The sequence below is a fragment of the Microvirga flavescens genome (assembly GCF_003290125.1).
Lineage (GTDB): Bacteria > Pseudomonadota > Alphaproteobacteria > Rhizobiales > Beijerinckiaceae > Microvirga > Microvirga flavescens.
The window spans coordinates 120689-145072 of the sequence record NZ_QMKH01000004.1 but is presented as its reverse complement, the minus strand read 5'-3'; the positions used below and the strand labels follow the sequence as shown (position 1 = coordinate 145072).

21 protein-coding genes are annotated in these 24384 nt (G+C 61.9%); 13 read left to right on the top strand and 8 right to left on the bottom strand.

Going from position 1 to position 24384, the window contains the following annotated elements:
• Positions 1-42 precede the first annotated feature (42 nt).
• Positions 43-1011 carry an AEC family transporter gene (locus tag DQW91_RS09930; protein WP_112663467.1) on the top strand — a complete coding sequence of 323 codons (969 nt, stop codon included), beginning with the start codon at positions 43-45 and terminating at the stop codon, positions 1009-1011.
• Here the strand turns inward: DQW91_RS09930 and DQW91_RS09925 are convergent.
• Positions 1008-2210 (bottom strand): UbiH/UbiF family hydroxylase, encoded by a 1203-nt coding sequence (locus DQW91_RS09925; RefSeq protein WP_112663466.1) that lies wholly within the window; start codon positions 2208-2210, stop codon positions 1008-1010. The two genes, DQW91_RS09930 and DQW91_RS09925, sit on opposite strands and share 4 nt — an antisense overlap.
• Before the next feature lie 201 nt (positions 2211-2411).
• Between DQW91_RS09925 and DQW91_RS09920 the strand changes: the two genes are divergently transcribed.
• The 5 genes from DQW91_RS09920 (at position 2412) to pncA (ending at position 7824) form a co-directional block, all read left to right on the top strand.
• Entirely contained in the window at positions 2412-3950 is a 1539-nt protein-coding gene (locus tag DQW91_RS09920) for an ABC transporter ATP-binding protein (protein ID WP_112663465.1), read from the top strand.
• A complete protein-coding gene (locus tag DQW91_RS09915) occupies positions 3940-5016 on the top strand; it encodes an ABC transporter permease (RefSeq protein ID WP_112663464.1) in 1077 nt (358 codons plus the stop codon). Before DQW91_RS09920 ends, DQW91_RS09915 begins: the two co-directional genes overlap by 11 nt.
• On the top strand, positions 5013-5930 hold the full coding sequence (locus DQW91_RS09910) for an ABC transporter permease (RefSeq protein ID WP_112663463.1): 918 nt from the start codon (positions 5013-5015) through the stop codon (positions 5928-5930). The genes DQW91_RS09915 and DQW91_RS09910 overlap by 4 nt, the downstream gene beginning before the upstream one ends.
• 93 nt (positions 5931-6023) lie before the next feature.
• Positions 6024-7100 carry a BMP family ABC transporter substrate-binding protein gene (locus DQW91_RS09905; protein ID WP_112663462.1) on the top strand — a complete coding sequence of 359 codons (1077 nt, stop codon included), beginning with the start codon at positions 6024-6026 and terminating at the stop codon, positions 7098-7100.
• A gap of 73 nt (positions 7101-7173) precedes the next feature.
• Positions 7174-7824: a bifunctional nicotinamidase/pyrazinamidase gene (gene pncA / locus DQW91_RS09900; protein WP_112663461.1), complete on the top strand. Its 651-nt coding sequence runs from the start codon at positions 7174-7176 to the stop codon at positions 7822-7824.
• Between the two features lie 23 nt (positions 7825-7847).
• On the opposite strand, the gene rimO is transcribed toward pncA, so the two are convergent.
• Positions 7848-9164: a 30S ribosomal protein S12 methylthiotransferase RimO gene (gene rimO, locus DQW91_RS09895; protein ID WP_112663460.1), complete on the bottom strand. Its 1317-nt coding sequence runs from the start codon at positions 9162-9164 to the stop codon at positions 7848-7850.
• 275 nt (positions 9165-9439) lie between these two features.
• Here rimO and DQW91_RS09890 point away from each other — a divergent pair, with 275 nt between their 5' ends.
• Positions 9440-9757, top strand: a complete 318-nt coding sequence (locus DQW91_RS09890; protein WP_112663459.1) for a c-type cytochrome — start codon at positions 9440-9442, stop codon at positions 9755-9757.
• Positions 9758-9769: 12 nt separating this feature from the next.
• Here DQW91_RS09890 and DQW91_RS09885 read toward each other — a convergent pair whose 3' ends face one another.
• The 5 genes from DQW91_RS09885 to DQW91_RS09865 form a co-directional block, all read right to left on the bottom strand.
• Positions 9770-10207, bottom strand: a complete 438-nt coding sequence (locus tag DQW91_RS09885) for a universal stress protein (protein ID WP_112663458.1) — start codon at positions 10205-10207, stop codon at positions 9770-9772.
• A gap of 115 nt (positions 10208-10322) precedes the next feature.
• Positions 10323-11051, bottom strand: coding sequence for a helix-turn-helix domain-containing protein (locus DQW91_RS09880; RefSeq protein WP_112663457.1), 729 nt, complete (start codon positions 11049-11051; stop codon positions 10323-10325).
• Positions 11052-11153: 102 nt separating this feature from the next.
• On the bottom strand, positions 11154-11972 hold the full coding sequence (locus DQW91_RS09875; protein ID WP_157961397.1) for an ABC transporter ATP-binding protein: 819 nt from the start codon (positions 11970-11972) through the stop codon (positions 11154-11156).
• Positions 11973-12161: 189 nt separating this feature from the next.
• On the bottom strand, positions 12162-12284 hold the full coding sequence (locus tag DQW91_RS17215) for a hypothetical protein (RefSeq protein ID WP_281024024.1): 123 nt from the start codon (positions 12282-12284) through the stop codon (positions 12162-12164).
• A 345-nt stretch (positions 12285-12629) separates the two neighbouring features.
• Positions 12630-14495, bottom strand: a complete 1866-nt coding sequence (locus DQW91_RS09865) for a PHA/PHB synthase family protein (RefSeq protein WP_112663454.1) — start codon at positions 14493-14495, stop codon at positions 12630-12632.
• A gap of 162 nt (positions 14496-14657) precedes the next feature.
• On the opposite strand from DQW91_RS09865, the gene DQW91_RS09860 reads away from it, so the two are divergent.
• The 6 genes from DQW91_RS09860 to preA all read left to right on the top strand — a co-directional run bounded on the left by DQW91_RS09860 (position 14658) and on the right by preA (position 23501).
• Positions 14658-15692 (top strand): HlyD family secretion protein, encoded by a 1035-nt coding sequence (locus DQW91_RS09860; protein ID WP_112663453.1) that lies wholly within the window; start codon positions 14658-14660, stop codon positions 15690-15692.
• Entirely contained in the window at positions 15656-18424 is a 2769-nt protein-coding gene (gene rbbA / locus DQW91_RS09855) for a ribosome-associated ATPase/putative transporter RbbA (RefSeq protein ID WP_112663452.1), read from the top strand. Before DQW91_RS09860 ends, rbbA begins: the two co-directional genes overlap by 37 nt.
• Position 18425: 1 nt before the next feature.
• A complete protein-coding gene (locus DQW91_RS09850; protein ID WP_112663451.1) occupies positions 18426-19553 on the top strand; it encodes an ABC transporter permease in 1128 nt (375 codons plus the stop codon).
• Positions 19554-19635: 82 nt separating this feature from the next.
• Entirely contained in the window at positions 19636-20532 is an 897-nt protein-coding gene (locus DQW91_RS09845) for a hypothetical protein (RefSeq protein WP_112663450.1), read from the top strand.
• A 263-nt stretch (positions 20533-20795) separates the two neighbouring features.
• Entirely contained in the window at positions 20796-22160 is a 1365-nt protein-coding gene (locus DQW91_RS09840) for an NAD(P)-dependent oxidoreductase (protein WP_112663449.1), read from the top strand.
• Positions 22161-22172: 12 nt separating this feature from the next.
• Positions 22173-23501 carry an NAD-dependent dihydropyrimidine dehydrogenase subunit PreA gene (gene preA / locus DQW91_RS09835; protein ID WP_112663448.1) on the top strand — a complete coding sequence of 443 codons (1329 nt, stop codon included), beginning with the start codon at positions 22173-22175 and terminating at the stop codon, positions 23499-23501.
• A 79-nt stretch (positions 23502-23580) separates the two neighbouring features.
• On the opposite strand, the gene DQW91_RS09830 is transcribed toward preA, so the two are convergent.
• Entirely contained in the window at positions 23581-24213 is a 633-nt protein-coding gene (locus DQW91_RS09830; RefSeq protein WP_112663655.1) for a TetR family transcriptional regulator C-terminal domain-containing protein, read from the bottom strand.
• Positions 24214-24384 lie beyond the last annotated feature (171 nt).

Here is a 24384-nt window from a genome sequence, read left to right as displayed (position 1 = left end):
CCCCGGCCAAGGCCGATTCTCATCCTTGTCGAGGAGCCCGCGATGTCCGACCTGATCGGGCTTTTCCACCTGCTTGCGCCGTTTTTCGGCCTGATAGGCCTCGGTTTCTTTTGCGGTAAGGTCGTCAGGCAACCGGAGGGCGGTCTGGCATGGATGCAGTTCTTCCTGATCTACGTGGCGCTGCCCTGCCTGTTCTTCCGCCTCATCGCGGATAAGCCCCTGGCCGAGCTGACGAACTGGCCCTTTGTCACTGCGACCACAATCGCCACCTTCTGCGCCTTCACGCTCTCTTTCGGGGCGGGGTGGAAGCATACGAGAGACGTTCCGCAATCGGTCATGCAGGGTGTCGCGGGATCGTACTCGAACATCGGCTATATGGGCCCGCCGCTGGTTCTCTCCGCCATCGGTGCGGAGGCCAGCCCGCCGGTGGTCCTGATCTTCGTTTTCGACAACCTGCTGCTGTTCTCCCTCGTGCCGCTCCTGATGACCGTCGCTGGCGTGGAGAAGCGGAGCCTGGCGGCCACGGCAGGGCGCATCGTCTGGCGCGTCATAACCCACCCGTTCAATGTGGCAACGGCCTTGGGACTAGGCGCGAGCTACTGGCAGCTTCAGGTGCCGGTCGCCATCGACAAGATGGTTGGCTGGCTCTCGGGTGCGGCGGCGCCCTGCGCGTTGTTCATTCTCGGCGTCACGGTTGCTCTCAGGCCCTTGGACCGCATTCCGGGCGAGGTTCCGGCGCTGGTATTCATCAAGCTTATCCTGCACCCCTTCGCCGTCTGGCTCCTGCTCTCGGCTATCGGTGATTTCGGGCCTGTCTGGACCTATGCGGCCCTCATCATGGCGGCTCTGCCTCCCGCGCTGAACATCTTCGTCATCTCGACGCAGTACAACGTGGGTGTCGAACGGGCTTCGGCCTGCGTGCTGATCGGGACACTGGCCTCGATGGTGACGCTGACGGGGCTTCTCTACCTCATCAAGATCGGCGCACTGCCCTACGATCTGTTTCCTTAAGTTGACCTTTGCATCAGGCGCGGCGCGCCGATGCGCGGCAGAACGCCTTCCCGCATCACGGCGCGGCGAAGCGGCCCGATTCCGTTGATCGCGAGAAGCCCCGCGCCACGCAGAAAATCGGCGGGCATCAGCTCGGACAAAAGTGTCCGGTTGAGGCTGTCCACGGCAGTCGTGCGGGAGCGGACGTCGATATCCCGCCCACGCTGATATTGGCGAAGGGCCATATCGTCTCCGGGAGACAACCCTTCCTCCCGCGCATCGACGATGGCATCCCTCAGCGCGGCGACATCCCGCAAGCCGAGATTGAGGCCCTGCGCGCCGATGGGCGGGAAGACGTGTGCCGTTTCGCCCACAAGCGCGAGGCGCGGGGCGTAGTAATGGCTGACGGATAGCCCGCTCATAGGCACCACGCCTCTTGGCCCATCGATCCGCATGGCTCCGAGGAGGGACTGCGCCTGCCGTTCGATCTCGAGGGCGAGGTGGGCATCGTCGAGGCCGGCGAGACGCTCGGCGTTCTCCGTGCTCGTGACCCAGACGAGGCTGGAGCGCCGGCCGGGCAGGGGGACCAGCGTGAACGGTCCATGCCGGGTGTGAAATTCCGTCGAGGTATCCCGGTGGTCGCGGTCGTGGGCGAGAATGACCGTCAGAGCCGATTGAGGATAGGACCAGGTCTTGGCCTCGATCCCGGCCTGCTGGCGCAGCTTGGAGTGCCGCCCGTCCGCCGCGACGACGAGATCGGCATTGAGCACCTCCCCGTCGGCAAGGCCAATCCAGGCAGCGTCCCCAACGCCTTCGAAGCCTGCGGCCATCCCCGGGATCAGGGTCAGCCCTTCCTGCTTGCGGGCGGCTGCCGCGAGTTCTTCGAGGAGCGTGGCGTTTTCGATGTTCCAGCCGAAAGCGTCGAGGTCGATCTCGGAGGCATGAAATTCAGCTGGTGGGGGCCGGAACAGGCTGCCTGTATCGTCGATCAGGCGCATGGTCGCCAGAGGGGCGGAATGCTTCTCCAGCGTCGGCCAAAGCCCCAAGGCTTCGAGAAACCGCACGGACCCGTCGAACAGGGCGACCGTGCGTCCGTCGCGGCGGGTTTCCAGGCTGCCGACCAGGGCGGTTCGGAACCCCTCCTGCGCAAACGATAGTGCAGCCGTGAGCCCGACGGCTCCCGCTCCGACGATGACGATATCGAAATTACGCTTGGTCACGAGTTTTCCTCATCGACTTCGACCGCAGGGTGATTGCAATGCACGCGAATGAGTGCTTTTGCCATTGCCGACCGGAGAAGCCTATCCCTATGATCGCTGACGGGGGAGACAAAAGAATGTCTATCGCGACGGATTTTAGGTTACGCGTTGCCGTGACATGTCTGTCCGTGTGTCTTCGCGTCTGAACCGGGATCGGGGCCTATGAATTCGACAACGCCGGCTCTTGTTGAACTGAGGAAGATTTCCAAGCGCTACGGCGAGCTTCTGGCGAACGACGGCATCGATCTTGCCATCGCGCCGGGTGAGATCCACGCCCTTCTCGGCGAAAACGGCGCGGGCAAGTCCACCCTGGTCAAGATTCTCTATGGGGTCATCGAGCCGACCGAGGGGCAGATTCTCTGGCAGGGCCGCCCTGTGACGATCTCCTCTCCCGTCGAGGCACGGGAGCTGGGCATCGGCATGGTGTTCCAGCATTTCTCTCTCTTCGATGAGCTGACGGTCGCGGAGAACATCGCGGTCGCCTTGCCCGCCACCTGGACGCTTTCCGCAGTACGGGCGCGCCTTGGCGACATCAGCCGCGCCTATGGCCTCTCGCTGGAGCCGGACCGGGCGGTCTGGACGCTTTCGGCCGGGGAGCGGCAGCGCATCGAAATCGTGCGCTGCCTGTTGCAGAACCCGAATCTGCTGATCCTCGATGAACCGACTTCGGTTCTCACCCCGCAGGAATCCGAGCATCTGTTCATCACGCTCGAGAAACTGGCCGCAGACGGGTGCGCCATCCTCTACATTTCCCACAAGCTGGAAGAGGTTCGCCGCCTCTGCCGCAATGCGACGATCCTGAGGGCAGGGCGGGTCACGGCGACCCTCGATCCGCGCGAGCGCAGCGCCCGCGAAATCGCCGCCCTGATGGTCGGCAACGAGATCGGCGAGGTCAAATCCTCCGGAGTGCATGAAGGGCAGGCCGAGATCCTGTCCGTTCAAAATCTCTCCGTCCCGCCCGCAGGATTGCACGGGCAGGCCCTGATCGACATCAATCTCAACGCCCGTGCCGGAGAGGTGATCGGCATCGCGGGTGTTGCGGGGAATGGTCAGAGCGAATTGTTCGCCGCCCTTTCCGGCGAAACGACGGTTGAGAGCGCGAGCGCGGTCATCATCAATGGAAAGCCCTGCGGCTCCTTTGAGATCGACCAGCGCCGCAAACTTGGAGCGGCTTTCGTTCCGGAGGAACGTCTGGGCCACGCCGCCGCGCCGACCCATCGCTTGAGCGAGAACATCCTCGTCTCGCACCATGCCGTGGGCGCGGTGAGCAAATCGGGATTTGTCGTTCTTGGCGCGGCGCGAAAACTCGCTCGGACGATCATCAAGGGCTTCGATGTCCGCTCGCCGGGAGAGGACGCGCAGGCACGTAAGCTGTCGGGCGGGAACCTCCAGAAATTCGTGATCGGCCGTGAGATCATCCGCAAGCCGAAGCTCTTGATCGTCAACCAGCCTACATGGGGCGTCGATGCCGGAGCGGCGCGCCTCATCCGTCAGGCGCTCGTGGACCTTGCAAGAGCCGGCAGCGCCATCGTTGTGATTAGTCAGGACCTCGACGAATTGTTTGAGATCGCCGACCGTCTCGCCGTGATCCATCATGGCCGCTTAAGCCCCGTGAAACCGACGCCGGAATGGACGAAGGAGGCCATCGGCCTCGAAATGCTCGGCGTCGGCCACGACCGGGAGGCCGGACATGCGGCTTGAGCTGATCCCGCGTCCCAACGTGTCGCCCGTCATGCGGGCGATAGCGCCCGTCATCGCTTTCGCCGTTGCGTTCCTGATCGCCGGCTTCGTGATCTGGCTGATGGGTCGCTCGCCGGTCTCGGCGTTTCAGGTCTATGTGCTGCATCCGCTCGCCGACACCTGGGCACTCCAGGAACTTCTGGTGAAGGCGACGCCGCTGGCGCTGATCGCCATCGGCCTGTCCTACTGCTTCCGCGCCAATCTCTGGAACATCGGAGCGGAGGGGCAGTTCGTGATGGGAGCCATCCTCGGCTCATGGCTCGCGCTCGCGACGCACGGCACGGACGCAGGGCCGTGGGTCATTCCGGCGATGCTGGTGCTCGGCGTGCTCGGCGGCATGCTCTACGGGCTCATCCCGGCCTTCCTCAAAACCCGCTTCGGCGTGAACGAGATTCTGACGAGCCTCATGCTCGTCTACATCGCGCAGTTGACCCTCGATTATCTCGCACGCGGCCCCTGGCGCGATCCGAAAGGATTCAACTTCCCGCAATCGGTGACGTTCGATCCCGCAGCGACCTTGCCCGCCATTATCGAGGGAAGCCGCGTTCACTATGGCGCGCTGTTCGCGCTCATTGCCGTTATCGTCACGGCCTTCGTCATGAATCGCTCGCTCTTCGGCTATCGCCTGCGATTGACGGGCGATGCGCCCCGCGCGGCGCGGTTCGCGGGCTTTGATCCGAACAGGACGACTCTCGCGGTCTTCGCCATTTCCGGCGGACTCGCGGGCCTTGCGGGCATCGCTGAAGTCTCTGGCCAGATCGGCCAGATCCAGCCGTCGATCTCGCCGGGATACGGCTTTACCGCAATCACGGTCGCATTCCTCGGTCGTCTGAACCCGTTCGGCATTCTCGCGGCGGCGCTTGTCATCGCGCTGACGGTGATCGGCGGCGAGAGCGCGCAGATCATGCTGAAACTCCCGCTCGATCTCACGCTGGCCTTTCAGGGCATCCTGCTGCTGTGCGTGCTTTCCGCCGATGCGTTGGTCAGCTATCGGGTTCGCTTGGTGGGTCGGGGAGCGCACGCATGACCACGTTTGAGGCCATCCTCCTTACCATCGTCACGGCTTCCACGCCGTTCCTGATCGCGGCTCTTGGCGAATTGGTGGCCGAGCGCTCCGGCGTGCTCAATCTCGGCCTCGAAGGCATGATGGCGATGGGGGCCGCTTGCAGCTTCGCAGCGGCCGTCACGTTCGATTCATCGCTTATCGGTGCGGGAGCAGGGGCGCTTGCCGGCGCGTTGATGGCGGCTCTGTTCGCCCTTGTCGTCCTGGGCTTTGCCGCAAACCAGGTGGGCTCGGGGCTTGCCCTGACAATCCTTGGGCTTGGCCTGTCCGGATTGATCGGCGCGCCCTTCGTCGGGGCCAAGCGTGATCCCATCGGCCACATCACCATTCCCGGCCTCAGCGAACTGCCTGTCGTCGGTCGCCTGTTTTTTGCGCAGGATCTTTTCGTCTATGGCTCGCTGGTTCTCACGCTGGCCGTTGCCTTTTTCCTCCACCGGACTCGGGCGGGCCTGATGCTGCGCTCCATCGGTGAGAACCACACCTCGGCCCATGCGCTGGGCCTGCCGGTTCTTCGCGTCCGCTTGCTTGCCGTCCTTTTCGGCGGCGCCTGTGCCGGGTTGGCGGGAGCCTATCTCTCCCTGGTCTATACCCGGTTCTGGTCGCCGGGCATGATCGCGGGGCGTGGGTGGATCGCGCTTGCACTCGTGGTCTTCGCGGCCTGGCGGCCTGGCTGGGCACTTGTCGGGGCCTATATTTTCGGTGCGGCGTCGGTGCTCCAGCTGCATGCGCAGGCGGCGCAGTTCGGACTGCCTTCGCAAGTGCTCTCGGCGGTGCCCTATGCGGCGACGATTTTGGTGCTTCTGCTTCTCTCGCTCCGTCACGGCCGCGCCATCGGCGCTCCGGGGTCGCTTGGCAGCCCCTTCGTGCCTGAGAGATGAGCAGGACGACTATAAAGGATGCATGGGTTCGGTCTTGCAGGGCCACAACGGACCTGCGACGAATAGGAAAACCTCACGTTCAAGGGAACAGCGATGAACATTAGGGTGACTTTGGGTGCTTTGGCCGGGGCCGCCGCTCTGGCTCTGTCCGCCGGTGGCGCTTCGGCGCAGGAGAAGCTGAAGATCGGCTTCATCTATGTCGGCCCGGTCGGCGACCACGGCTGGAGCTACCAGCACGATGTGGGCCGCAAGGCCATCGAAAAGGCGTTCGGCGACAAGGTCGAGACGACCTATGTCGAGAGCGTACCGGAGGCGGATTCCGAGCGCGCCATCGAGCAACTGGCCCGCACCGGTCACAAGCTTGTCTTCACGACATCGTTCGGCTTCATGGAGCCGACCCTCAAGGTCGCCAAGAAGTACCCGAACGTGAAGTTCGAGCACGCGACGGGCTTCAAGCGCGCCCCGAACGTTTCGACCTACGCCGCGAAGTTCCACGAAGGCCGCTATATCATCGGCCAGATCGCCGGAAAGATGTCGAAGACCGGTACCATCGGCTATGTCGGCGCGTTCCCGATCCCGGAAGTGGTCGCCGGCATCAACTCCTACTTCCTCGGCGCGCAGTCGGTTAATCCGAACATCAAGATCAAGGTCGTGTGGGCCAACTCCTGGTACGACCCGGCGAAGGAAGCTGACGCGGGCAAGGCGCTGCTCGATCAAGGCGTCGACATCATCGCCCAGCACACGGACAGCCCCGCGCCACTGCAGGCCGCCGAGGCCCGCGGCAAGTTTGGCTTCGGCCAGGCCTCCGACATGGAACGCTTCGCGCCGAAGGCTCAGCTCACTGCGATCATCGACAACTGGGCCGACTATTATGTCGCCCGCACCAAGGCCGTTCTCGACGGCACCTGGAAGTCGGAGGACACCTGGGGCGGCCTGAACGCCCACATGGTGGTGATGGCTCCCTACAAGAACATGCCCGACGACGTGAAGAAGATGGCGGAAGAGACGGAAACCGCGATCAAGTCCGGCAAGCTCAACCCGTTCAAGTGCCCGATCGTGAAGCAGGACGGCTCCACGGTCGAGTGCAAGGGCGGCGCAGCGCTCTCCGACGAGCAGATCCTCGGCATGAACTTCTATGTGAAGGGCATCGACGACAAGCTGCCGCAATAAGGCATTGCTTGCATGAATCGAGGGGGGCAGCTGTGTTCGGCTGCCCCTTTTTCTTTTTGCCGATGAGGATGCGATGCGAGACCCGGAACTCATTCACCCTACAGAATCCGACGTCCTGATCGTCACGGATGTGCAGTACGATTTTCTCCCCGGCGGGGCATTGGCGGTCGCGAAGGGGGATGAGGTGATCGCGCCCATCAACAAGCTCGCGAAGCTGTTCCGGCATGTCGTGTTCACGCAGGATTGGCATCCGGCGGGGCATGCCTCATTCGCATCGAGCCATGAGGGCAAGGCTCCGTTTGAAACCACGGCGTTGGCATACGGAACACAGATCCTCTGGCCGGATCATTGCGTGCAGGGAACGCATGGTGCCGAGATCGCGAAAGAACTCGACATTCCCCACGCCGCACTCGTCATCCGCAAAGGCGGCAACCCGCAAATCGACAGCTATTCGGCTTTTGTGGAGGGTGACCGCAAGACGAAGACAGGGCTCGCGGGCTATCTCAAGGAGCGCGGGTTCAAGCGCGTTTTCTGCACCGGTCTCGCCACCGATTTCTGCGTGGCCTGGACGGCGCTGGATGCGAAGGCGGCAGGTTTCGAGACGTACGTGATCGAGGATGCCGCCCGGGCTATCGACACGGGCGGCTCACTGGAAAAGGCCCGTCGCGACCTGGATGCGGCGAAAGTCCGTCGCATCACGACAAAGCAGATTGCTGGCTTCTAACGGTCGTGCGGAAAAGGGGGCGCTTAGATGGCGACCCCGTGCAGATCATACTCGTCCGAGCGCTCGATCTTGACGCTGACGATTTCTCCCGCGCGCAAAGGACGGCGAGAGGCGACATAGACCGTGCCGTCGATTTCCGGCGCGTCATACTTCGTGCGGCCCTTGGCGACGGTCGCGCCGGGTTCGTCGATGATGACGGGGAGGTGCTTGCCGACCTTCGTCTTGAGGAGCCGCGTGCTCACATCCATCTGCGTCTGCATGAAACGGTGCCAGCGCTCGTCCTGGACCTCGGGCGGAACGGCTCCGGCAAGCTCGTTGGCAGGCGCTCCAGCGACAGGCTCGTAGCGGAAGCAGCCGACACGGTCGAGTTTGGCTTCGCGCAGCCAGTCCATCAGGAAGTCCACATCCTCTTCGGTCTCGCCGGGGAAGCCGACGATGAAGGTCGAGCGGATGGCGAGATCCGGACAGATCTCACGCCACTTATGGATGCGCTCCAGCGTCTTTTCCTGGTTTCCGGGGCGGCGCATGGCCTTCAGGACGGAAGGCGAAGCGTGCTGGAAGGGAATGTCGAGGTAGGGAAGAATCTTGCCCTCGGCCATCAGCGGGATGACTTCGTCAACATGCGGGTAGGGGTAGACGTAGTGCATACGCACCCACATGCCGAGCTCGCCCAGTTCCTTCGCCAGATCGAAGAAGCGCGTGCGGACCTCGCGATCCTTCCAGAGGCTCGGCTGGTACTTGATATCGAGGCCGTAGGCGCTCGTGTCCTGCGAGATGACGAGAAGCTCTTTCACGCCGGCCTTGGCGAGGCGTTCGGCCTCGCGCAGCACGTCCCCGATAGGACGGCTCACCAGATCGCCACGCAGCTTCGGAATGATGCAGAAAGAGCAGCGGTTGTTGCAGCCTTCCGAGATCTTCAAATAGGCGTAGTGGCGCGGCGTGAGCTTCACACCCTGCGGTGGCACGAGATCGACGAACGGATCGTGCGCCGGCGGAGAGGCCTCGTGAACAGCCGAGACGACCGTTTCGTATTGCTGCGGGCCGGTGATGGCGAGGACGTTCGGAAACCGGTCGCGGATCTGCTCGGGCTCGGCGCCCATGCAGCCGGTGACGATCACCTTGCCGTTCTCGGACATGGCCTGACCGATGGCATCGAGAGACTCGGCCTTGGCGCTGTCGAGAAACCCGCAGGTGTTCACGATCACCACATCAGCCCCGTCATGCTTATTGGTCAGTTCGTACCCCTGAGCGCGAAGCTGCGTGATGATGCGCTCTGAATCGACCAGCGCTTTCGGGCAGCCGAGGGAAACAAACGATACTTTAGGCGCGGGAGCATTCATCCGCCGGGTCCAGTCCTGGAAAATCTGAGGCTTGCGAGGCAGCCCCTTAGAGCTTTTTCGGTGCGAAATCATGGCGGAACAAAGCGTCCGCCCAAACACACCGCAAACTCCTACATTGTAAGGGTTCTACGCCAACTCGCGCGGCTCGTAACACGGCGGCGGCGGTGGATGCAAGAATATCCGAGGGGATCAGCGGGTAACCTTGGCTTGATCGAGATCGAGGCAGGCCCTACGCCTTGTCTGACCACATCCAAGGAAAACGCCGAGGGAAAGCCATGAAACGTCTTCTTGCCTCCTGCCTGTTGCTGCTGCCATTGGCCCAGCCGGCAACCGCTCAGGAGGGGCGTATCCAACGCGGGCAGGTCTTTGTTCAGACGAATTGCGCTCTCTGCCATGCCATTGGGCGTTATGGGGACAGCCCGCTCAAGGAGGCGCCGCCTTTCCGCACCCTCCATACCCGCTATCCGATCGATAACCTTGCCGAGGCCCTGGCGGAGGGGATCGTCACCGGCCATCCCTCCATGCCGGAATTCCAGCTCGATCCCGCACAAATCAACGACGTGATCGCCTATCTCAAATCAATTCAGGAATAACGCGGGCGGCGGTCAGCGCACCACGAGAACCGGGATCTTCGAGTGCGTGAGGACCTTGGTGGTTTCGCTGCCTAGCAGGAGGGCCGAGACGCCACTGCGGCCATGCGAGGCCATAACGATGAGATCGCATCCCTGCCGTTCCGCCGTGCTCAGAATACCGAGATAAGGTTCGTCCTCCTCGAGGTGAACCTTCGTGAAGGGCACGCCCTGCGCCTCCGCAATCCGGACGGCATCGGTAAACCGGCGCACGGCCTGCTCTCTCATTTCCTTGCGAAACGTGCCGCGCGTGGCTTCCAATTGCTCCGTTTCGAACGAGAAGATGTGGAACCGGTCGGTGACCGTCACGAAGCAAACGCTGGCGCCGACGGCCTTGGCCAGGGCTACGCCGTGTTCAACCGCGCGTACCGACAGTGGAGAGCCGTCCGTTGCGATGAGGATTTTCGTGTACATCGGGGACGCCTTTACCGGTGAGCCGACAGGATATTAGTCCCGTGTGCCGGGCCCAGCTTTGACTTTTCGCAAATGGCCTTATCGCCTTAAGGCACCAGCACCGCCGCACCTGTTGTCAGGAGGCGAGGGACGGGGTGGCGTAGAGACCGAGGTCATCTCCTGCAAAGTGCGCGAGAGCGCGGACGGAATGAATGATGGCGTGGTTACGGCCAGTGAACGAGACGAGGTTCATTCGCTTCAGCTTGGCAACGACACGGCAAACGGTTTCGATGGTGAGGCCAAGGCAATCAGCCATGTCGAGGCGCGTCATGGGGACACCGATCTCGACCGTGTCGGCGAGCAGGTTTGTCGTCTTGCGAGCGATCATCAGGAACAGGCTCGCAACCCGCTCTTCGGCGCTCTTGCATCCCAGCATCACGATCTGCTCCTGCGCCTGGGACATTTCGTTTGAAATAGCGCCGAAAATTTCCTGTCTCAGAATGAGATCCTCAGCGGCGCTGTTGTGAAGGTGGCGGCATGACAGCCGGCGTACCGCAGCCTCCGTCACAGCTTCAGCGGTGTAGAGGTAGGATCCATGAAACGCGACGCCCCTCACATCACCCTGAAAAGCGAAGCCGACGATCGCGCGGCGACCATCATGGAGAATGCGGTAAAGCCGCAGTACCCCATGAACCACCTGCACAGCGTTGGACGCCTCATCTCCCTCCCAAAAGACAGCCTGTCCCGCATGAATATTTTCCAGAGGCTTTGTCTGAAAAAAGCCACTGAGTGTTCCATTTCCGCGTGGCTGTTTGAGATAAGTCACGGACGGGCAAGCGTCCGGCCATGCAAGATAGGCCATCATCGCCTCCTTGATTGCCTTCGGCACCGCAACGAAGGTGAGGCCGAGGCATGCGGAGAGGTGATTTTAGGGCGCGGAGCCGCATAGTGAATTGCCGGACGGCCATCATTCCGGCAATTCCTGCTTGCCGTTTTCCAGAGCGGCATAGACAAGCTCGTACTTCACCTGCGTCATCTTGAGATCGCGGAACCAGTTCACGAGATCCCCCCACGGATCGTTGATCCGGGCCAGCCCCGAGACGAACGCCACGACGGTCCCGATTTCGGTTTGTCCCTTCACGACGAAATAACCGCCGAGCGCCAGGATGGCCGTAATTCCCAGGTGGTTCAGGAGGTTCATGAAAAAATTCATGGAAAATTTGAGCCTGTATACGCTCACGTTGAGTGAAAACACGCTCTTCAGCCTCCGGTGTTGCAAGGCTTCGGCTTTCTCGCTGGTGATCATCGAGCCGCTCACATCTCTGAGTGTGGCTATTCGAGCCTGGACCCTTTTGTTGATCGCCTCCTGCATGACGGGGATGAAGAGTATCTGCGGACACAGCACACCGAACGAGATGATCGCCATGAGAGGCTGGAGATAGGTTAGGTACACAAGCGTACTGACGAGGATTCCGCCTTGGAGAACAGGTTCGGAGAGGCTCGAGCCGATGAACCCGCCTATAGGATCGGCTTCGGCCAGCACCATCGACATCTCGATCCCGCGCAGCTCCGCCGAGCGCTCCGTCGAGCCGCGCCTAAGGATCGTCGTGCGCAGCCATCGCACGGCCCGCTCGCCCACGCGCCCGCGATAGACATTCAGAACAAGCTTCAGCAGCCCCTCTGTAAGGGCAAAACAGAGATAGGCGGCGCACATCACCGCTATCGGGCCGTAACGCCCACCAGAAAAAGCATCGTTGATGATGCGCCGTTGCAGCTCCAGCGGCATGACACCGACGAGAAAGACGAGGACCGACAGAAGAACCAGCCAGATCTGGTCTCTCCGGCTAACGCGGGCGACAAGTCCGAGAAGGGTTTTAGGGAGAACGTGACGACGGTGAGGCCCTGCCAGATCCGCCGCCATAGTGACACTCCACGTCGACATCCCCCGTAATCCCGGGAAATGCGGCCTGTCCCGTTAACCCGTTCTTGAGCGGCTGCGGGAGGAATCCTGTGTGACGACGCTCCCCCAGGTCTGGAAGAGGTAGAATCCCAAACGGTCCGCCGCATCGCGGGCGGCGACAACGTCGAACCCCGGCATGCGTCTTGTGCCAGTGCCTGTTTTGCCGGCGAAAGACCAGCCGCTCCCTCTGATGAAGCTGGGCACCTGTCTGTCTTCCGGCACAGCGCATACGACATCCACTGCGCGCACTTGCCTGAAGAGATTGAACGCTGGAACCGGTTCGAACTCCAATCCGGCGCGCCGTCTATTGAGCCGTCGGCCCGTTGCAGAGGCTTTCATGACCGGCCCCATCGATTGCGCAGTTTCGTCATTCATCGTGACACACCTCCGCTTACAATGGGTCTAACCTAACGGAATGATGCTGCCGAGGCTTTGATCTCCATCAAATTCGCACGTGTTATTTGGAATTGCTACGGTTACCCCTCAGGGCGCTTTGACGTAGCAGCCCGGCGCATCGGCCAGAACGGGCAGGCCGGGAGGAAGTCCCATTGGGGGAGGGGGGACGGGATCGCCGGAACGCTCGGACAGCCAGCCCACCCATTCCGGCCACCATGAGCCCTCGTAGTGCGGGGCCAGAGCGTGCCAGGTCTCAGAATCGAGGTGCCGGTCCCGCTCGGTCTTGGTCAGCACCTGATAGCGCCGGCCCGGTCTGCCGGGTTCTGAAACGATGCCGGCATTGTGGCCGCCGCTCGTCAGGAGAAAAGTCACATCCGTGTCGGTCATGAGATGAATCTTGAAGACTGACCGCCAGGGCGCGACGTGATCGCGCTCGGTTCCGACTGCAAAAATCGGAATACGAATATCACCCAGCGCCACGGGCCTGCCTTCAACCTTGAAGCGCCCCTCGGCCAGATCATTATGAAGAAAGAGCTGGCGCAGGTACTCGGAGTGCATGGCGTATGGCATTCGCGTCCCGTCCGCATTCCAGGCCATCAGATCGCTCATGGGCTCGCGCTCACCCATCAGATAATTGCGGACCATGTAAGACCAGACGAGATCGTTCGACCGCAGAAGCTGGAACGCGCCTGCCATCTGGCGGGAGTCGAGATAGCCCTCCTGCCACATGAGATCTTCGAGGAAGTGGACCTGGCTTTCATTGATGAACAAAGCCAGCTCGCCCGCCTCGGTGAAGTCGACCTGCGCGGCGAGAAGCGTGATCGATGCCAGGCGCTCGTCGCCCTCGCGCGCCATTGCAGCCGCTGTGATGGCGAGGAGGGTTCCGCCAAGGCAATATCCGGTCGCGTGGACCTTTTCGTCGGGAACGATTGCATTGATTGCGTCGAGCGCCGCGAGCACGCCCAGTCGCCGATAGTCATCCATGTCGAGGTCCCGGTCCTCCTCGGTCGGGTTCTTCCAGGAGATCATGAAAACAGTGAAGCCCTGGCCGACCAGATGACGGACCAGGGAATTCCCCGGCGAAAGGTCAAGAATGTAGTACTTCATGATCCAGGCCGGCACGATGAGAACGGGCTCAGGCCGAACCTTGCCACTGGCGGGTTCGTATTGGATCAGCTCGATCAGGCGGTTGCGGTAGATAACCCGCCCCGGTGTGACCGCAACGTTTTCTCCCACCTGAAAGGCCTCGGTCCCGACGGGCGGCTCTTTTCGAACGGTCCGTTCCAAATCCTCCAGAAAGTTTCTGAACCCATCAAAAAGGTTTCCGCCTCCTGTCTCCAAGGTACGGTGCAATGCGACCGGATTGGTGAGGAGGAAGTTCGATGGCGATACAACATCGAGGAGCTGCCGGGAGGCGAACTCAACGACGTTCTCATGTTGCTGGGTCACGCCATCGACGCCGGTCGTGGCGTTGTGCCACCATTGTTGCTGGAGCAGGAACGACTGATAGATCAGATTATAGGGATAACGGCTCCACTCGGGTGCGGCGAAGCGGCGGTCCTGCGGTAATGGCGTGATGCACGGATCGCAGGGTTTGTTTGAGACAGTTGTGCGATAGGTCTGCTCCCCGAGCCGGGCCAGCTTGCGAAACGCTTTGACAGCAAGCTCCATTTGCTTGCCGGGGGAGAAGGCTAGATGCGCAGTCCAGTCGAGATAAGCTCCTATCAAAGCGGCCGGCGATAATCCGAATGTCGTGCGCGCTAGCGTTGCGTGGGTTGTGCGATCGAGGGCGTTGGCCAAGTCCCTGGCCCAGGCATCGGCTTCGGGTCTCTTTTTGAGATCTCCGTCCGTCACCCCTGCGCGAACAGCAAAGGGCGTGCTTGCATGTTGCTTTCGTAGAGCCGGCAAATTTGTAGCCGTCTCGGATCGTAGAGCCCTTTTCCCACTGGTCATGGCCAATCCTCTGCGCGGTTCGCGCTTTGGGTTACTCTACGGCAGGAATGTTGCGCCGCGGCATGATCCAAGTCAATGTGGTGCGGCAATCACTGCGCTACCGAAGCGTTGATGTCGTGGCCCGCGAGACGGGACGCGCCTTAAAGAGATGAGGAGGATCGGATGGCGACCAAGAGCCGTGCTCGAAGCGTCGGTGTCGCTCTCGCTCTCTGCCTCGCGGTAACCTGGATTTCCGGCGGCTCGAACAAGGCGGCGAGCGCGCCGGAGGCATTTGAAGCGCTTCTTCGCAAACTCCAAGGCGAGAAATTGCCCGAGGGCATCGCCAAGGCTAACGGGCGCCTCGAGGCGGAACAGGTCGATGTGGCGACCAAGATCGCGGGGCGCTTAGACGAGGTCCTTGTCGAAGAGGGCCAGATGGTCGACGCCGGCGAAGTCGTCGCGCGCATCGATTCACGGGAGATCGAAGCGCAGGTCCAGGGAGCGGAGGCCCAGCTCAGGCGCGCCCAACAGCTCAAGGTACAGGCCGAGGAAGCCGTCACGCAGCGCGATAGCGCACGCGCTCTCGCCCGTCAGGAACTCGAGCGCACCGAGGCCTTGCATCAAAAAGGGTTTGCCGCGACCGAAGTGCTCGACAGGCGGCGCAACGAGTCGATTTCTGCAGAAGCGGGCTATCGTCTGGCAGTTGCCGCCCTCGATGAGTCCAATAGCATGATCGAAGTCGCCCGGGCCGATCTCGTGCGGCTCAGGTCGCTTCTCAACGATACCATCCTGACAGCGCCCCGGCGGGGCCGGGTACAATACAAGCTGGCTCAGTCCGGAGAGGTCGTATCGCAAGGCACGCGTATCGTGACCTTGCTCGACATTTCGGACGTGTACATGACGGTCTTCGTTCCGGCATCGGTCGCAGGAAGGCTCATTCTTGGCGACGATGCGCGTCTTATCCTCGATGCGATCCCGCAATACATCGTTCCGGCGAAGGTGACGTTCGTCGCGGCCGAGGCTCAGTTCACGCCAAAGTCCGTCGAAACGGCGGATGAGCGCGATAAACTCATGTTCCGCGTCAAGCTGAAGATCCCGCCAGATCTTCTCAGGCGCTATGAGAGCCAGGTCAAAACAGGCCTGCGAGGCATCGCCTACATGCGCACCAGCCGGAATACCTCATGGCCAGCGACGCTCCAGACGAAACTTCCCCAATAGGCCAGCCGCCCGTCATCGAGGTTCGCGCGGTCCAGCATCGTTACGGCAAGACCGCCGCCCTTGATGACATGACGCTGTCGATCCCCGCCGGCTGCATGGCGGGGATCATCGGCCCTGACGGCGTCGGGAAGTCGACGTTGCTCGCGCTTGTCTCCGGCGTCAGGCGACTGCAAGAGGGCGAGATCACCACCCTCGGCGGCGACATCCGCGATGCGCGGCATCGTCGTGAGACGTGCTCCCGCATCGCCTACATGCCTCAAGGGTTGGGCAAAAATCTCTATCCGACCTTGAGCGTTTTCGAGAACCTGGATTTCTTCGGGCGGCTGTTCGGACAGCCCGAAGCCGAGCGCCGAGAGCGCATCGCGGAACTTCTCAAGGCGACAGGGCTCGACCCTTTTCCGGATCGTCCTGCGGGCAAGCTTTCCGGCGGAATGAAGCAGAAGCTATCTCTCTGCTGCGCATTGATCCACGACCCTGACCTTCTGGTGCTGGACGAGCCGACGACAGGCGTCGATCCATTGTCGCGGCGTCAGTTCTGGAAGCTGATCGAACGCATCCGCGCCCGGCGGCCCGGGATGAGCGTTCTCGTATCGACGGCCTACATGGAGGAGGCAGAGCGCTTCGATTGGCTCGCAGCCCTCTACGACGGCCGGCTGATCGCGACCGGCTCCCCGGCGGATGTCATGAAGCAAGCGGGCGAAAGCACGCTCGAAGCCGCCTTCATAAAGCTCCTTCCCACCGAGTCCCGGGCAGGGCACGAGCCGGTCGTCGTCCGTCCGCGCTCGACCCATGACGAGACACTGGCCATCGAGGCCGAGGGCCTGACATGCCGGTTCGGGACATTCACGGCGGTCGATCATGTGAGCTTTCGCATCCAGCGCGGCGAGATCTTCGGCTTTCTCGGCTCCAACGGCTGCGGCAAGACCACAACGATGAAGATGCTCACCGGCCTTCAGCCGGCGACGGAAGGGGAGGCGAAGCTCTTCGGGCAGAAGCTCGATGCCCATGACATGAACACGCGGCGACGTGTCGGCTACATGTCCCAATCCTTCTCCCTCTATGGGGAATTGACGGTCCGCCAGAACCTCGTGCTTCATGCCGAACTCTACCGCATTCCCGCGGATCGCACTCAGGCGCGCGTGTCTGAAATGCTGTCCAACTTCGATCTTGCCGACGTCGCCGATGAAAGGCCGGAAAGCCTGCCTCTCGGCATCAGGCAGCGGTTGCAGCTTGCCGTCGCTGTCATTCACTCGCCGGAGCTCCTGATACTCGACGAGCCGACCTCGGGTGTCGATCCGATAGCTCGGGACAATTTCTGGCGATACCTCATCAACCTTTCGCGCAATGACGGCGTCACGATCTTCCTGTCCACGCACTTCATGAACGAAGCCGAGCGCTGCGACCGCATTTCTCTCATGCACGCCGGCAAGGTTCTCGCGGTCGGGGAGCCGCTCGTGCTCGCGAAAGAGCGTCACGCGGCAACGCTGGAGGATGCGTTCGTCTCCTATCTGGAGGAGGCCTCCGGCGCTTCGCAGGAAGCAGAGGCCGAAGAGCAGTGGAGCGATGAAGGCATCGACACGCGCAAGGCACAAACGCAAACGCGCCTGTTTCAATTCGGCCGCCTGTGGGCCTATGCGCGGCGCGAGACGATGGAGATCCTGCGAGATCCTATCCGCCTCGCCTTTGCCTTGGCCGGGCCGCTTATCCTGCTGCTGACATTCGGCTACGGCATATCCTTCGATGTCGAAAATCTCTCCTATGCCGTGTTCGATCAGGACCGGACCTATGAGAGCCGTCAGCTCACGGAGAACTTTCGCGGCTCTCGCTACTTCTCTGAAAAACCTGAAATATCTTCCAGCGCGGAGATGGATCAACGCCTGAAGACAGGGCAGATTACGCTCGCCATCGAGATCCCGCCGGGGTTCGGGAAGGATCTGGTTTCGAACAAGCGGCCGGAGGTCGGTGTCTGGCTCGACGGAGCCATGCCGTTCCGGGCGGAGACAGCGCGCGGCTATGTCACGGGCCTCATATCCGAGACCGCCGCCGAGGCCGCGCGGTCCCGGTTGGGTCGCGATGCAACGCTTGTGCCGATCAATGTCGAAACCCGCTTTCGATACAACCAGGCCTTCAAGAGCATCTACGCCATCGTCCCGGGCGTCATCATGCTCATGCTGGTTCTCATCCCCGCCATCATGGCGGCGATCGGCGTCGTCCGCGAGAAGGAAACAGGTTCGATCGCCAATTTCCGCTCGACGCCGGTGAGCCGTCTCGAATTCCTGCTCGGCAAGCAGCTCCCTTATGTGGCGATTGCGCTCGTGAGCTTTGTCACGCTCCTCTTCGTGGCGCTTGTCGTGTTCGGGATCCCTGTCAAAGGATCGTTCATGGTGCTCGCCTGCGGCACGGTGCTCTATGTCATCGCGACCACCGGCTTCGGGCTTTTCGTCTCGTCGTTCACCAGCACGCAAGTCGCCGCTGTTTTCGCGACGGCAATCATCTCGATCATTCCCGCCGTCAACTTCTCCGGCCTGCTGGTCCCGGTGTCGTCGCTGTCAGGGGCAGGGCGGTTTCTCGGATTGGCCTTCCCGGCAGCCTGGTATCAACCGATCAGCATCGGCACCTTCACGAAGGGTTTGGGCTTCAGGGATCTATGGCTCGATCTCGTCGTGCTCCTCATCTTTGGCGTGGTGTTCCTGGCCGCCGCCCAGATAGCCCTGCGAAAGCAGGAGCCCTGACATGCGCTATCACCTGATGAACATCTTTCGGCTTGGCATCAAGGAGCTGCGCAGCCTGAAGGCGGACCCGGTTCTCCTGGTTCTCATCGTCTACACCTTCACGTTCGCGATTTATGCCGTTGCGACCGGCGCGCGTTTCGAGGTGGATCACGCTGCTGTCGCCATCGTGGACGAGGACAGGTCGGGCTTGTCCCGCCGGATTCAGGACGCGTTGCTCGAGCCGCTTTTCAAGCGGCCTGTCGAGATCGCGAGTTCCGAGATCGATCCGGCCATGAATGCGGGACAGTATGTCTTCGTCATCGAAATCCCACCCCGTTTCGAACAGGACCTGATTTCCGGGCGGACCCCGTCCATCCAGATCAATGTCGACGCCACGGCAATGACGCAGGCGGGGAACGGCGCGGTTTATCTGAACAGCATCATCCTGCAGGAAGTGGCGACCTATCTGCAGCAACGGCAGCTCGAGGCATCCCTGCCGATCAATGTCGTCCTGCATGCCAAGTTCAATCCGAACCTGAAGTCCGAATGGTTCACCTCGGTCATGCAGGTCATCAACAACATCACGATCCTCTCCATCATCCTGAGCGGCGCGGCCCTGATCCGGGAACGGGAGCACGGCACGATCGAGCATCTCCTGGTCATGCCCGTGACGCCGCTTGAGATCATGCTTTCCAAGATCTTGGCCAACGGCCTTGTCATCGTCACGGCGGCCAGCCTGTCTCTTCTGGTCATCGTCGAGCGGCTTCTTGGCGTCCCTATCGCCGGGTCGATCCCCTTGTTCATTGCGGGTGCGATCATCTACCAGTTCTCCGTTGCCGCCCTTGGAATTCTTTTGGCGACTTATACGAACTCGATGGCCCAGTTCGGGCTTCTGGCGATCCCGGTTCTTGTCGTGATGAACCTTCTGTCCGGCAGCACGACGCCGATGGAAAGCATGCCTGTCTGGCTCCAGAACGTAATGCAGCTCACGCCGTCACCCCATTTCGTGAGCTTTGCCCAGGCTGTTCTCTATCGCGGGGCCGGTGTTCCGATTGTCTGGCCGGACATGGCCGCACTCGTGATTATTGGCGTCGCTTATTTCGCTGTGGCGGCTTTGCGCTTCAGGCGCGTCATGACAAGTTTTCATTGATACGGAAGGGTTGAAGCGTAACCGTTTGCTTCCATCTCCCTTCAGTGCCCGTTCGAAGGGGCGCATAGAGGAGGGGGCGGTTATGAATTGTCTGTTCCATCGGTTGTCCTATGCCGCGCTGACAACCCTTCTTACCGCCAGCCTGGGCGGAGCGGCGCTTGGCGCCGATCTCGGACGGCCGGTCGATCCCAGCGCGGCCCCTGCCTCCGCCCCGCTTGAATGGACCTTCCGCTTCATTCCCTATGGCTGGCTCACCGCCATGACAGGGAGCCAGACCGTTCGCGGACGCACGGTAAAGGTCAATGCAAGCTTCGCCGACATCGTCGAGAAGAGCGACACGCTTGTCGCTCTCATGGGTGACTTCGAAGCCCGCCGTGGGCCATTGGCGATTTATGGGAATCTCGTCTGGAGCAACATTGGAGCCGGTGAAAGCAGTCTGCGGACCCGCTCCCTGGCACCCGGCGTGACGGGCACGCTCGGCACAAGCTCCGATATCAACATCGATATGGCGATCTTCGAATTCGGCGTGACATACGAAGTTCTGCGCTCCGGGGCGTTGGGGGTCGATCTTCTTGCCGGCGGGCGATACTGGCATCAGAAGGCCGATCTTTCCTTCAATCTCGCAAGCTCCCTCGACATTGTCGATCTGGACCTCGTCGGCTATCGCGCCATTGCCCGGTCGGGCTCCGTGGACTGGGTCGATCCGATCATCGGCGCGAGGCTGCGCTACGACTTGGCCCCGGGCCAGAACCTTTTTCTCCAGGGTGACATCGGCGGGTTCGGTGCCGGCAGCAAGTTCTCCTGGCAAGCCCTCGGTGGGTACGGCTTCGATTTCGGCAGCTACAACGGAATCACGTTCTCAGGCATCATCGGCTATCGCGCTCTTTACGTGGACTACGAACAGGGCGAGGGCCGCAGGCGCTATGAATTCGACACGCTGCAGCACGGGCCTGTGGTGGGGTTGAGCATGCGGTTCTAAGGCCGCCTCGCCGAAACGGCCATCGCCAACATCAACGCCTTCGAGGCAACGGGCCGTTCCACTCATGACGTCGGAGGGGAGCGGCTGCACTCGCTGACCGTCGAAGTCCGATGACCGACGTGTCTCGCTCCGAATACTTGCGTTTGACAGTCTTCATAAGTTTTGATCGTATGGTCAAATCATGAGCCTGCCCCTTGAGAGGCGGGCCGAGGAGAACGGTTCGATAGGCCTGAACGACCCGCCTTGAGCGGGCAGGAGGACTCATGACTTCAGCACCGGATATTCGTTCCGGGCGGCTCGCATCAGGCGAGTACGCGGAGGCGTTTTGCGATCTTCATGCGCCCCTCGATCCGCATGAGGCGCGGGTGGCGGCAGAGCGCTGCCTGTTCTGTTACGACGCTCCCTGCGTCACGGCCTGCCCGACGAGCATCGACATCCCGCTGTTCATCAAGCAGATCGCGACGGGGAATGCGCGCGGAGCCGGCAAGACGATCCTCGACTCCAACATCCTTGGCGGCATGTGCGCTCGCGTATGCCCCACCGAAACCCTTTGCGAGCAGGCCTGCGTCCGCAACGAGGCGGAAGGCGAGCCCGTGATTATCGGGCAGTTGCAGCGCCACGCGACCGATGCCGTCATGGCGTCGGGACGACAGCTCTACAAGCATGGAGCGCCGACAGGAAAGCGTGTCGCCGTGGTCGGCGCCGGCCCTGCCGGCCTTTCCTGCGCCCACAAACTCGCGACATTGGGCCACGAGGTAGTTGTTTTCGAAGCCCGTCAGAAGCCGGGCGGGCTCAATGAGCACGGCATCGCGTCCTACAAGTCCACGAATGACTTCGCGCAAAAGGAAGTGGACTGGATTCTCGGCGTCGGCGGCATCGAGTTGCGTTGCGGCCAAGCGCTCGGACGCGATTTCACGCTGGCCGATCTGCGCCGGGACTTCGATGCGGTTTTCCTCGGCCTCGGCCTGCAGGCTGTGAATGCCCTCGGCATCGACGATGCGGGATTAAGCGGTATCGAGGATGCCGTGTCCTTCATCGAAGATTTGCGCCAGTCGAAAAACCTCTCCACTCTGCCCATCGGTCGTCGTGTCGTCGTGGTCGGTGGCGGCATGACCGCTGTCGATGCCGCCGTGCAGGCCAAGAAACTCGGCGCCGAAGAGGTGACCATCGTCTATCGCCGTGGCGCTGAGCAGATGGGCGCAAGCCGTTACGAGCAGGAACTTGCTCTGACCGAAGGCGTCGTGGTTCGCCACTGGGCGCGTCCGCTCGCCGTGAAGGGGGAAAGTGGCGCTTTGCGCTCCGTCACCTTCGCGACGACCGCAGAGAAAGACGGGCGGCTTGTCGATACCGGCGAGACTTTCGACTTGCCGGCGGATCAGCTGTTCAAGGCCATCGGCCAGCTCTTCGTACCGCAGGTTCTCGAAGGGTCGAGCGACATGCTCGATCTCGAAGCGGGGCGCATCGCCGTGGACGACGAACGTCGGACTTCACTCTCGGGCGTTTGGGCTGGCGGCGACTGCGTGGCCGCCGGGCGCGATCTTACGGTGGTCGCGGTCGAAGACGGCAAGCAGGCTGCCTTGTCCATCAACAGCACCCTCCAAGGCCTCGTGCCGATGGCGGCGGAATAAGGGGAAGTCACGATGGCCGATCTCAGCGTCAATTTCTGCGGCATCAAATCGCCGAACCCCTTCTGGCTCGCCTCTGCGCCACCGACCGACAAGGCCTACAACATCGAGCGCGCTTTTCGCGCGGGGTGGGGCGGTGTCGTCTGGAAAACCCTCGGCGAGGAGGGGCCGCCTGTCGTCAACGTCTCGGGCCCGCGCTACGGGGTGGTGCACGGCCCCGACCGGCGGATCTCCGCTTTCAACAATATCGAGCTCATCACCGATCGGCCTCTTGAAGTGAACCTTCAGGAGATCACCGAGATGAAGCGCCGCTGGCCGGACCGGGCCATCGTCGTGTCCCTCATGGTTCCTTGTGAGGAAGAGGCGTGGAAGCGGATTCTCCCGCGTGTCGAGGCAACGGGAGCGGACGGGATCGAACTCAATTTCGGCTGCCCGCACGGCATGTCGGAGCGCGGCATGGGTGCGGCGGTCGGGCAGGTGCCCGAGTATGTCGAGATGGTGACGCGCTGGTGCAAGATCCATTCGCGCATGCCGGTCATCGTGAAGTTGACCCCCAACATTTCCGACATCCGCAAGCCTGCGGAAGCCGCGAAACGGGGTGGCGCGGATGCGGTTTCCCTCATCAACACCATCAACTCGATTGTCGGCGTCGATCTCGAGCGCATGATTCCAAGCCCGCATACGGATGGGAAGGCCACTCACGGCGGCATGTGCGGCCCGGCGGTGAAGCCCATCGCCCTCAACATGGTGGCGGAAATTGCCCGCTCGCCTGCAACGCGTGGCCTGCCGATCTCCGGCATCGGCGGCATCGAGACATGGCGGGACGCGGCGGAGTTCATTGCGCTCGGCTCCGGCACGGTGCAGGTCTGCACGGCGGCGATGGTCTACGGCTTCAAGATCGTCCAGGAAATGATTACGGGACTTGAAGCCTTCATGGACGAGCGCGGCTACGCGAAGGTTTCGGACTTCGTCGGTGCGGCGGTGCCGAACGTCACCGACTGGCAGTATCTCAACCTCAACTACGCGGTGAAAGCGAAGATCGACCAGGATCTGTGCATCAAGTGCGGCCGCTGCCATGTCGCCTGCGAAGACACCTCGCACCAGGCCATCACCCACCTCGTCAACGGCGTCCGTCACTTCGAGGTCATCGACGAGGAATGCGTCGGGTGCAATCTCTGCGCCAGCGTCTGCCCCATCGAGAACTGCATCACGATGGAGCCGTTGGTGAACGAGGTCGACCTGAGGACCGGTCGTCTGGTCGACGGGTCCTATCTCAACTGGACCCAGCACCCCAACAACCCGCAATCGGCGAAACGTCTCCAGCCGGTTGAACCTGCGGAATAAGCTGCATCGGCGTCGGGCCCATCCCCGGCGCCGTTTTCATTTTCACTCTCACGCGGATGAGAAGAGCGGTATGACGATCTCAAAGCTCTTGCGATGCGCCTTCAGGCGGCAACACGCCGTCGAGAAGGATGCGCGACAGCGCCGCCAGGGTGGAGGCATAGAAATCGCCCTCCTCGATCCCCTTGCCCGTCAGCGTGCGGATCTGGGCTCCGAAATCGGCATAGTGCTGTGTCGTCGCCCAGATCGCGAAAATGAGGTGCTTGGGGTCAACGGGCCGCAACTGCCCGGCGCGGATCCATCCTTCGATGATCCGGCATTTGACCTCCACGAGATCGAGAAGCGTTCCCGACAGGGCAGGGCTCAGATGCGGAGCGCCCTGCAAAATTTCCATCGCGAACAGCCGCGAGGCCGTCGGTTGGCTGTGGGAGTATTCGAGCTTGCGCGCGATGTACGCTTCAAGAGCCGTTCGCGGATCGCTCGTCGCGTCGAGTTCGCGGAGAGGCTCCAGCCACATGTCGAGCGTTCGACGCAGGACAGCGGTGTAGAGCTCTTCCTTCGTGCGGAAATAGTAAAGCAGGTTCGGTTTCGACAAGCCGGCGGCAGCGGCAATCTGGTCGATGCGGGCGCCGCGGTAGCCATAAGCGGCAAACACATCGAGGGCGGCATCGAGGATACGTTCCGCATTCGCCTCGCCCATCCGTGTTTTGCGCATCGGCGCGGGCACTCCCGATCCAACCTCGTCAGCCACCGGATATCCCTTCGCGTTGCCTCCGTCACGAACTTTACGTTGCGGAGGATCGCTCCCGCAAGAGCGATGCACCAGCGCTCAATCATCAACCATGCTCTACGGCGCACAAACAAGGCGTCCGATCTCAGGAGGATA

Excerpts from the sequence above, each read along its gene's own strand:
- DQW91_RS09920 (WP_112663465.1), top strand. The coding sequence starts at position 2,412 with ATGAATTCGACAACGCCGGCTCTTGTTGAACTGAGGAAGATTTCCAAG.
- preA (WP_112663448.1), top strand. The coding sequence starts at position 22,173 with ATGGCCGATCTCAGCGTCAATTTCTGCGGCATCAAATCGCCGAACCCC.
- DQW91_RS09850 (WP_112663451.1), top strand. The coding sequence starts at position 18,426 with ATGCGCTATCACCTGATGAACATCTTTCGGCTTGGCATCAAGGAGCTG.
- DQW91_RS09880 (WP_112663457.1), bottom strand. The coding sequence starts at position 11,051 with ATGATGGCCTATCTTGCATGGCCGGACGCTTGCCCGTCCGTGACTTAT.
- DQW91_RS09890 (WP_112663459.1), top strand. The coding sequence starts at position 9,440 with ATGAAACGTCTTCTTGCCTCCTGCCTGTTGCTGCTGCCATTGGCCCAG.
- DQW91_RS09875 (WP_157961397.1), bottom strand. The coding sequence starts at position 11,972 with ATGCCGCTGGAGCTGCAACGGCGCATCATCAACGATGCTTTTTCTGGT.
- DQW91_RS09865 (WP_112663454.1), bottom strand. The coding sequence starts at position 14,495 with ATGACCAGTGGGAAAAGGGCTCTACGATCCGAGACGGCTACAAATTTG.
- DQW91_RS09905 (WP_112663462.1), top strand. The coding sequence starts at position 6,024 with ATGAACATTAGGGTGACTTTGGGTGCTTTGGCCGGGGCCGCCGCTCTG.
- DQW91_RS09910 (WP_112663463.1), top strand. The coding sequence starts at position 5,013 with ATGACCACGTTTGAGGCCATCCTCCTTACCATCGTCACGGCTTCCACG.
- DQW91_RS09930 (WP_112663467.1), top strand. The coding sequence starts at position 43 with ATGTCCGACCTGATCGGGCTTTTCCACCTGCTTGCGCCGTTTTTCGGC.
- DQW91_RS09830 (WP_112663655.1), bottom strand. The coding sequence starts at position 24,213 with ATGCGCAAAACACGGATGGGCGAGGCGAATGCGGAACGTATCCTCGAT.
- DQW91_RS17215 (WP_281024024.1), bottom strand. The coding sequence starts at position 12,284 with ATGCCGGGGTTCGACGTTGTCGCCGCCCGCGATGCGGCGGACCGTTTG.
- DQW91_RS09840 (WP_112663449.1), top strand. The coding sequence starts at position 20,796 with ATGACTTCAGCACCGGATATTCGTTCCGGGCGGCTCGCATCAGGCGAG.
- rimO (WP_112663460.1), bottom strand. The coding sequence starts at position 9,164 with ATGAATGCTCCCGCGCCTAAAGTATCGTTTGTTTCCCTCGGCTGCCCG.
- DQW91_RS09845 (WP_112663450.1), top strand. The coding sequence starts at position 19,636 with ATGAATTGTCTGTTCCATCGGTTGTCCTATGCCGCGCTGACAACCCTT.
- DQW91_RS09860 (WP_112663453.1), top strand. The coding sequence starts at position 14,658 with ATGGCGACCAAGAGCCGTGCTCGAAGCGTCGGTGTCGCTCTCGCTCTC.
- pncA (WP_112663461.1), top strand. The coding sequence starts at position 7,174 with ATGCGAGACCCGGAACTCATTCACCCTACAGAATCCGACGTCCTGATC.
- DQW91_RS09915 (WP_112663464.1), top strand. The coding sequence starts at position 3,940 with ATGCGGCTTGAGCTGATCCCGCGTCCCAACGTGTCGCCCGTCATGCGG.
- DQW91_RS09885 (WP_112663458.1), bottom strand. The coding sequence starts at position 10,207 with ATGTACACGAAAATCCTCATCGCAACGGACGGCTCTCCACTGTCGGTA.
- rbbA (WP_112663452.1), top strand. The coding sequence starts at position 15,656 with ATGGCCAGCGACGCTCCAGACGAAACTTCCCCAATAGGCCAGCCGCCC.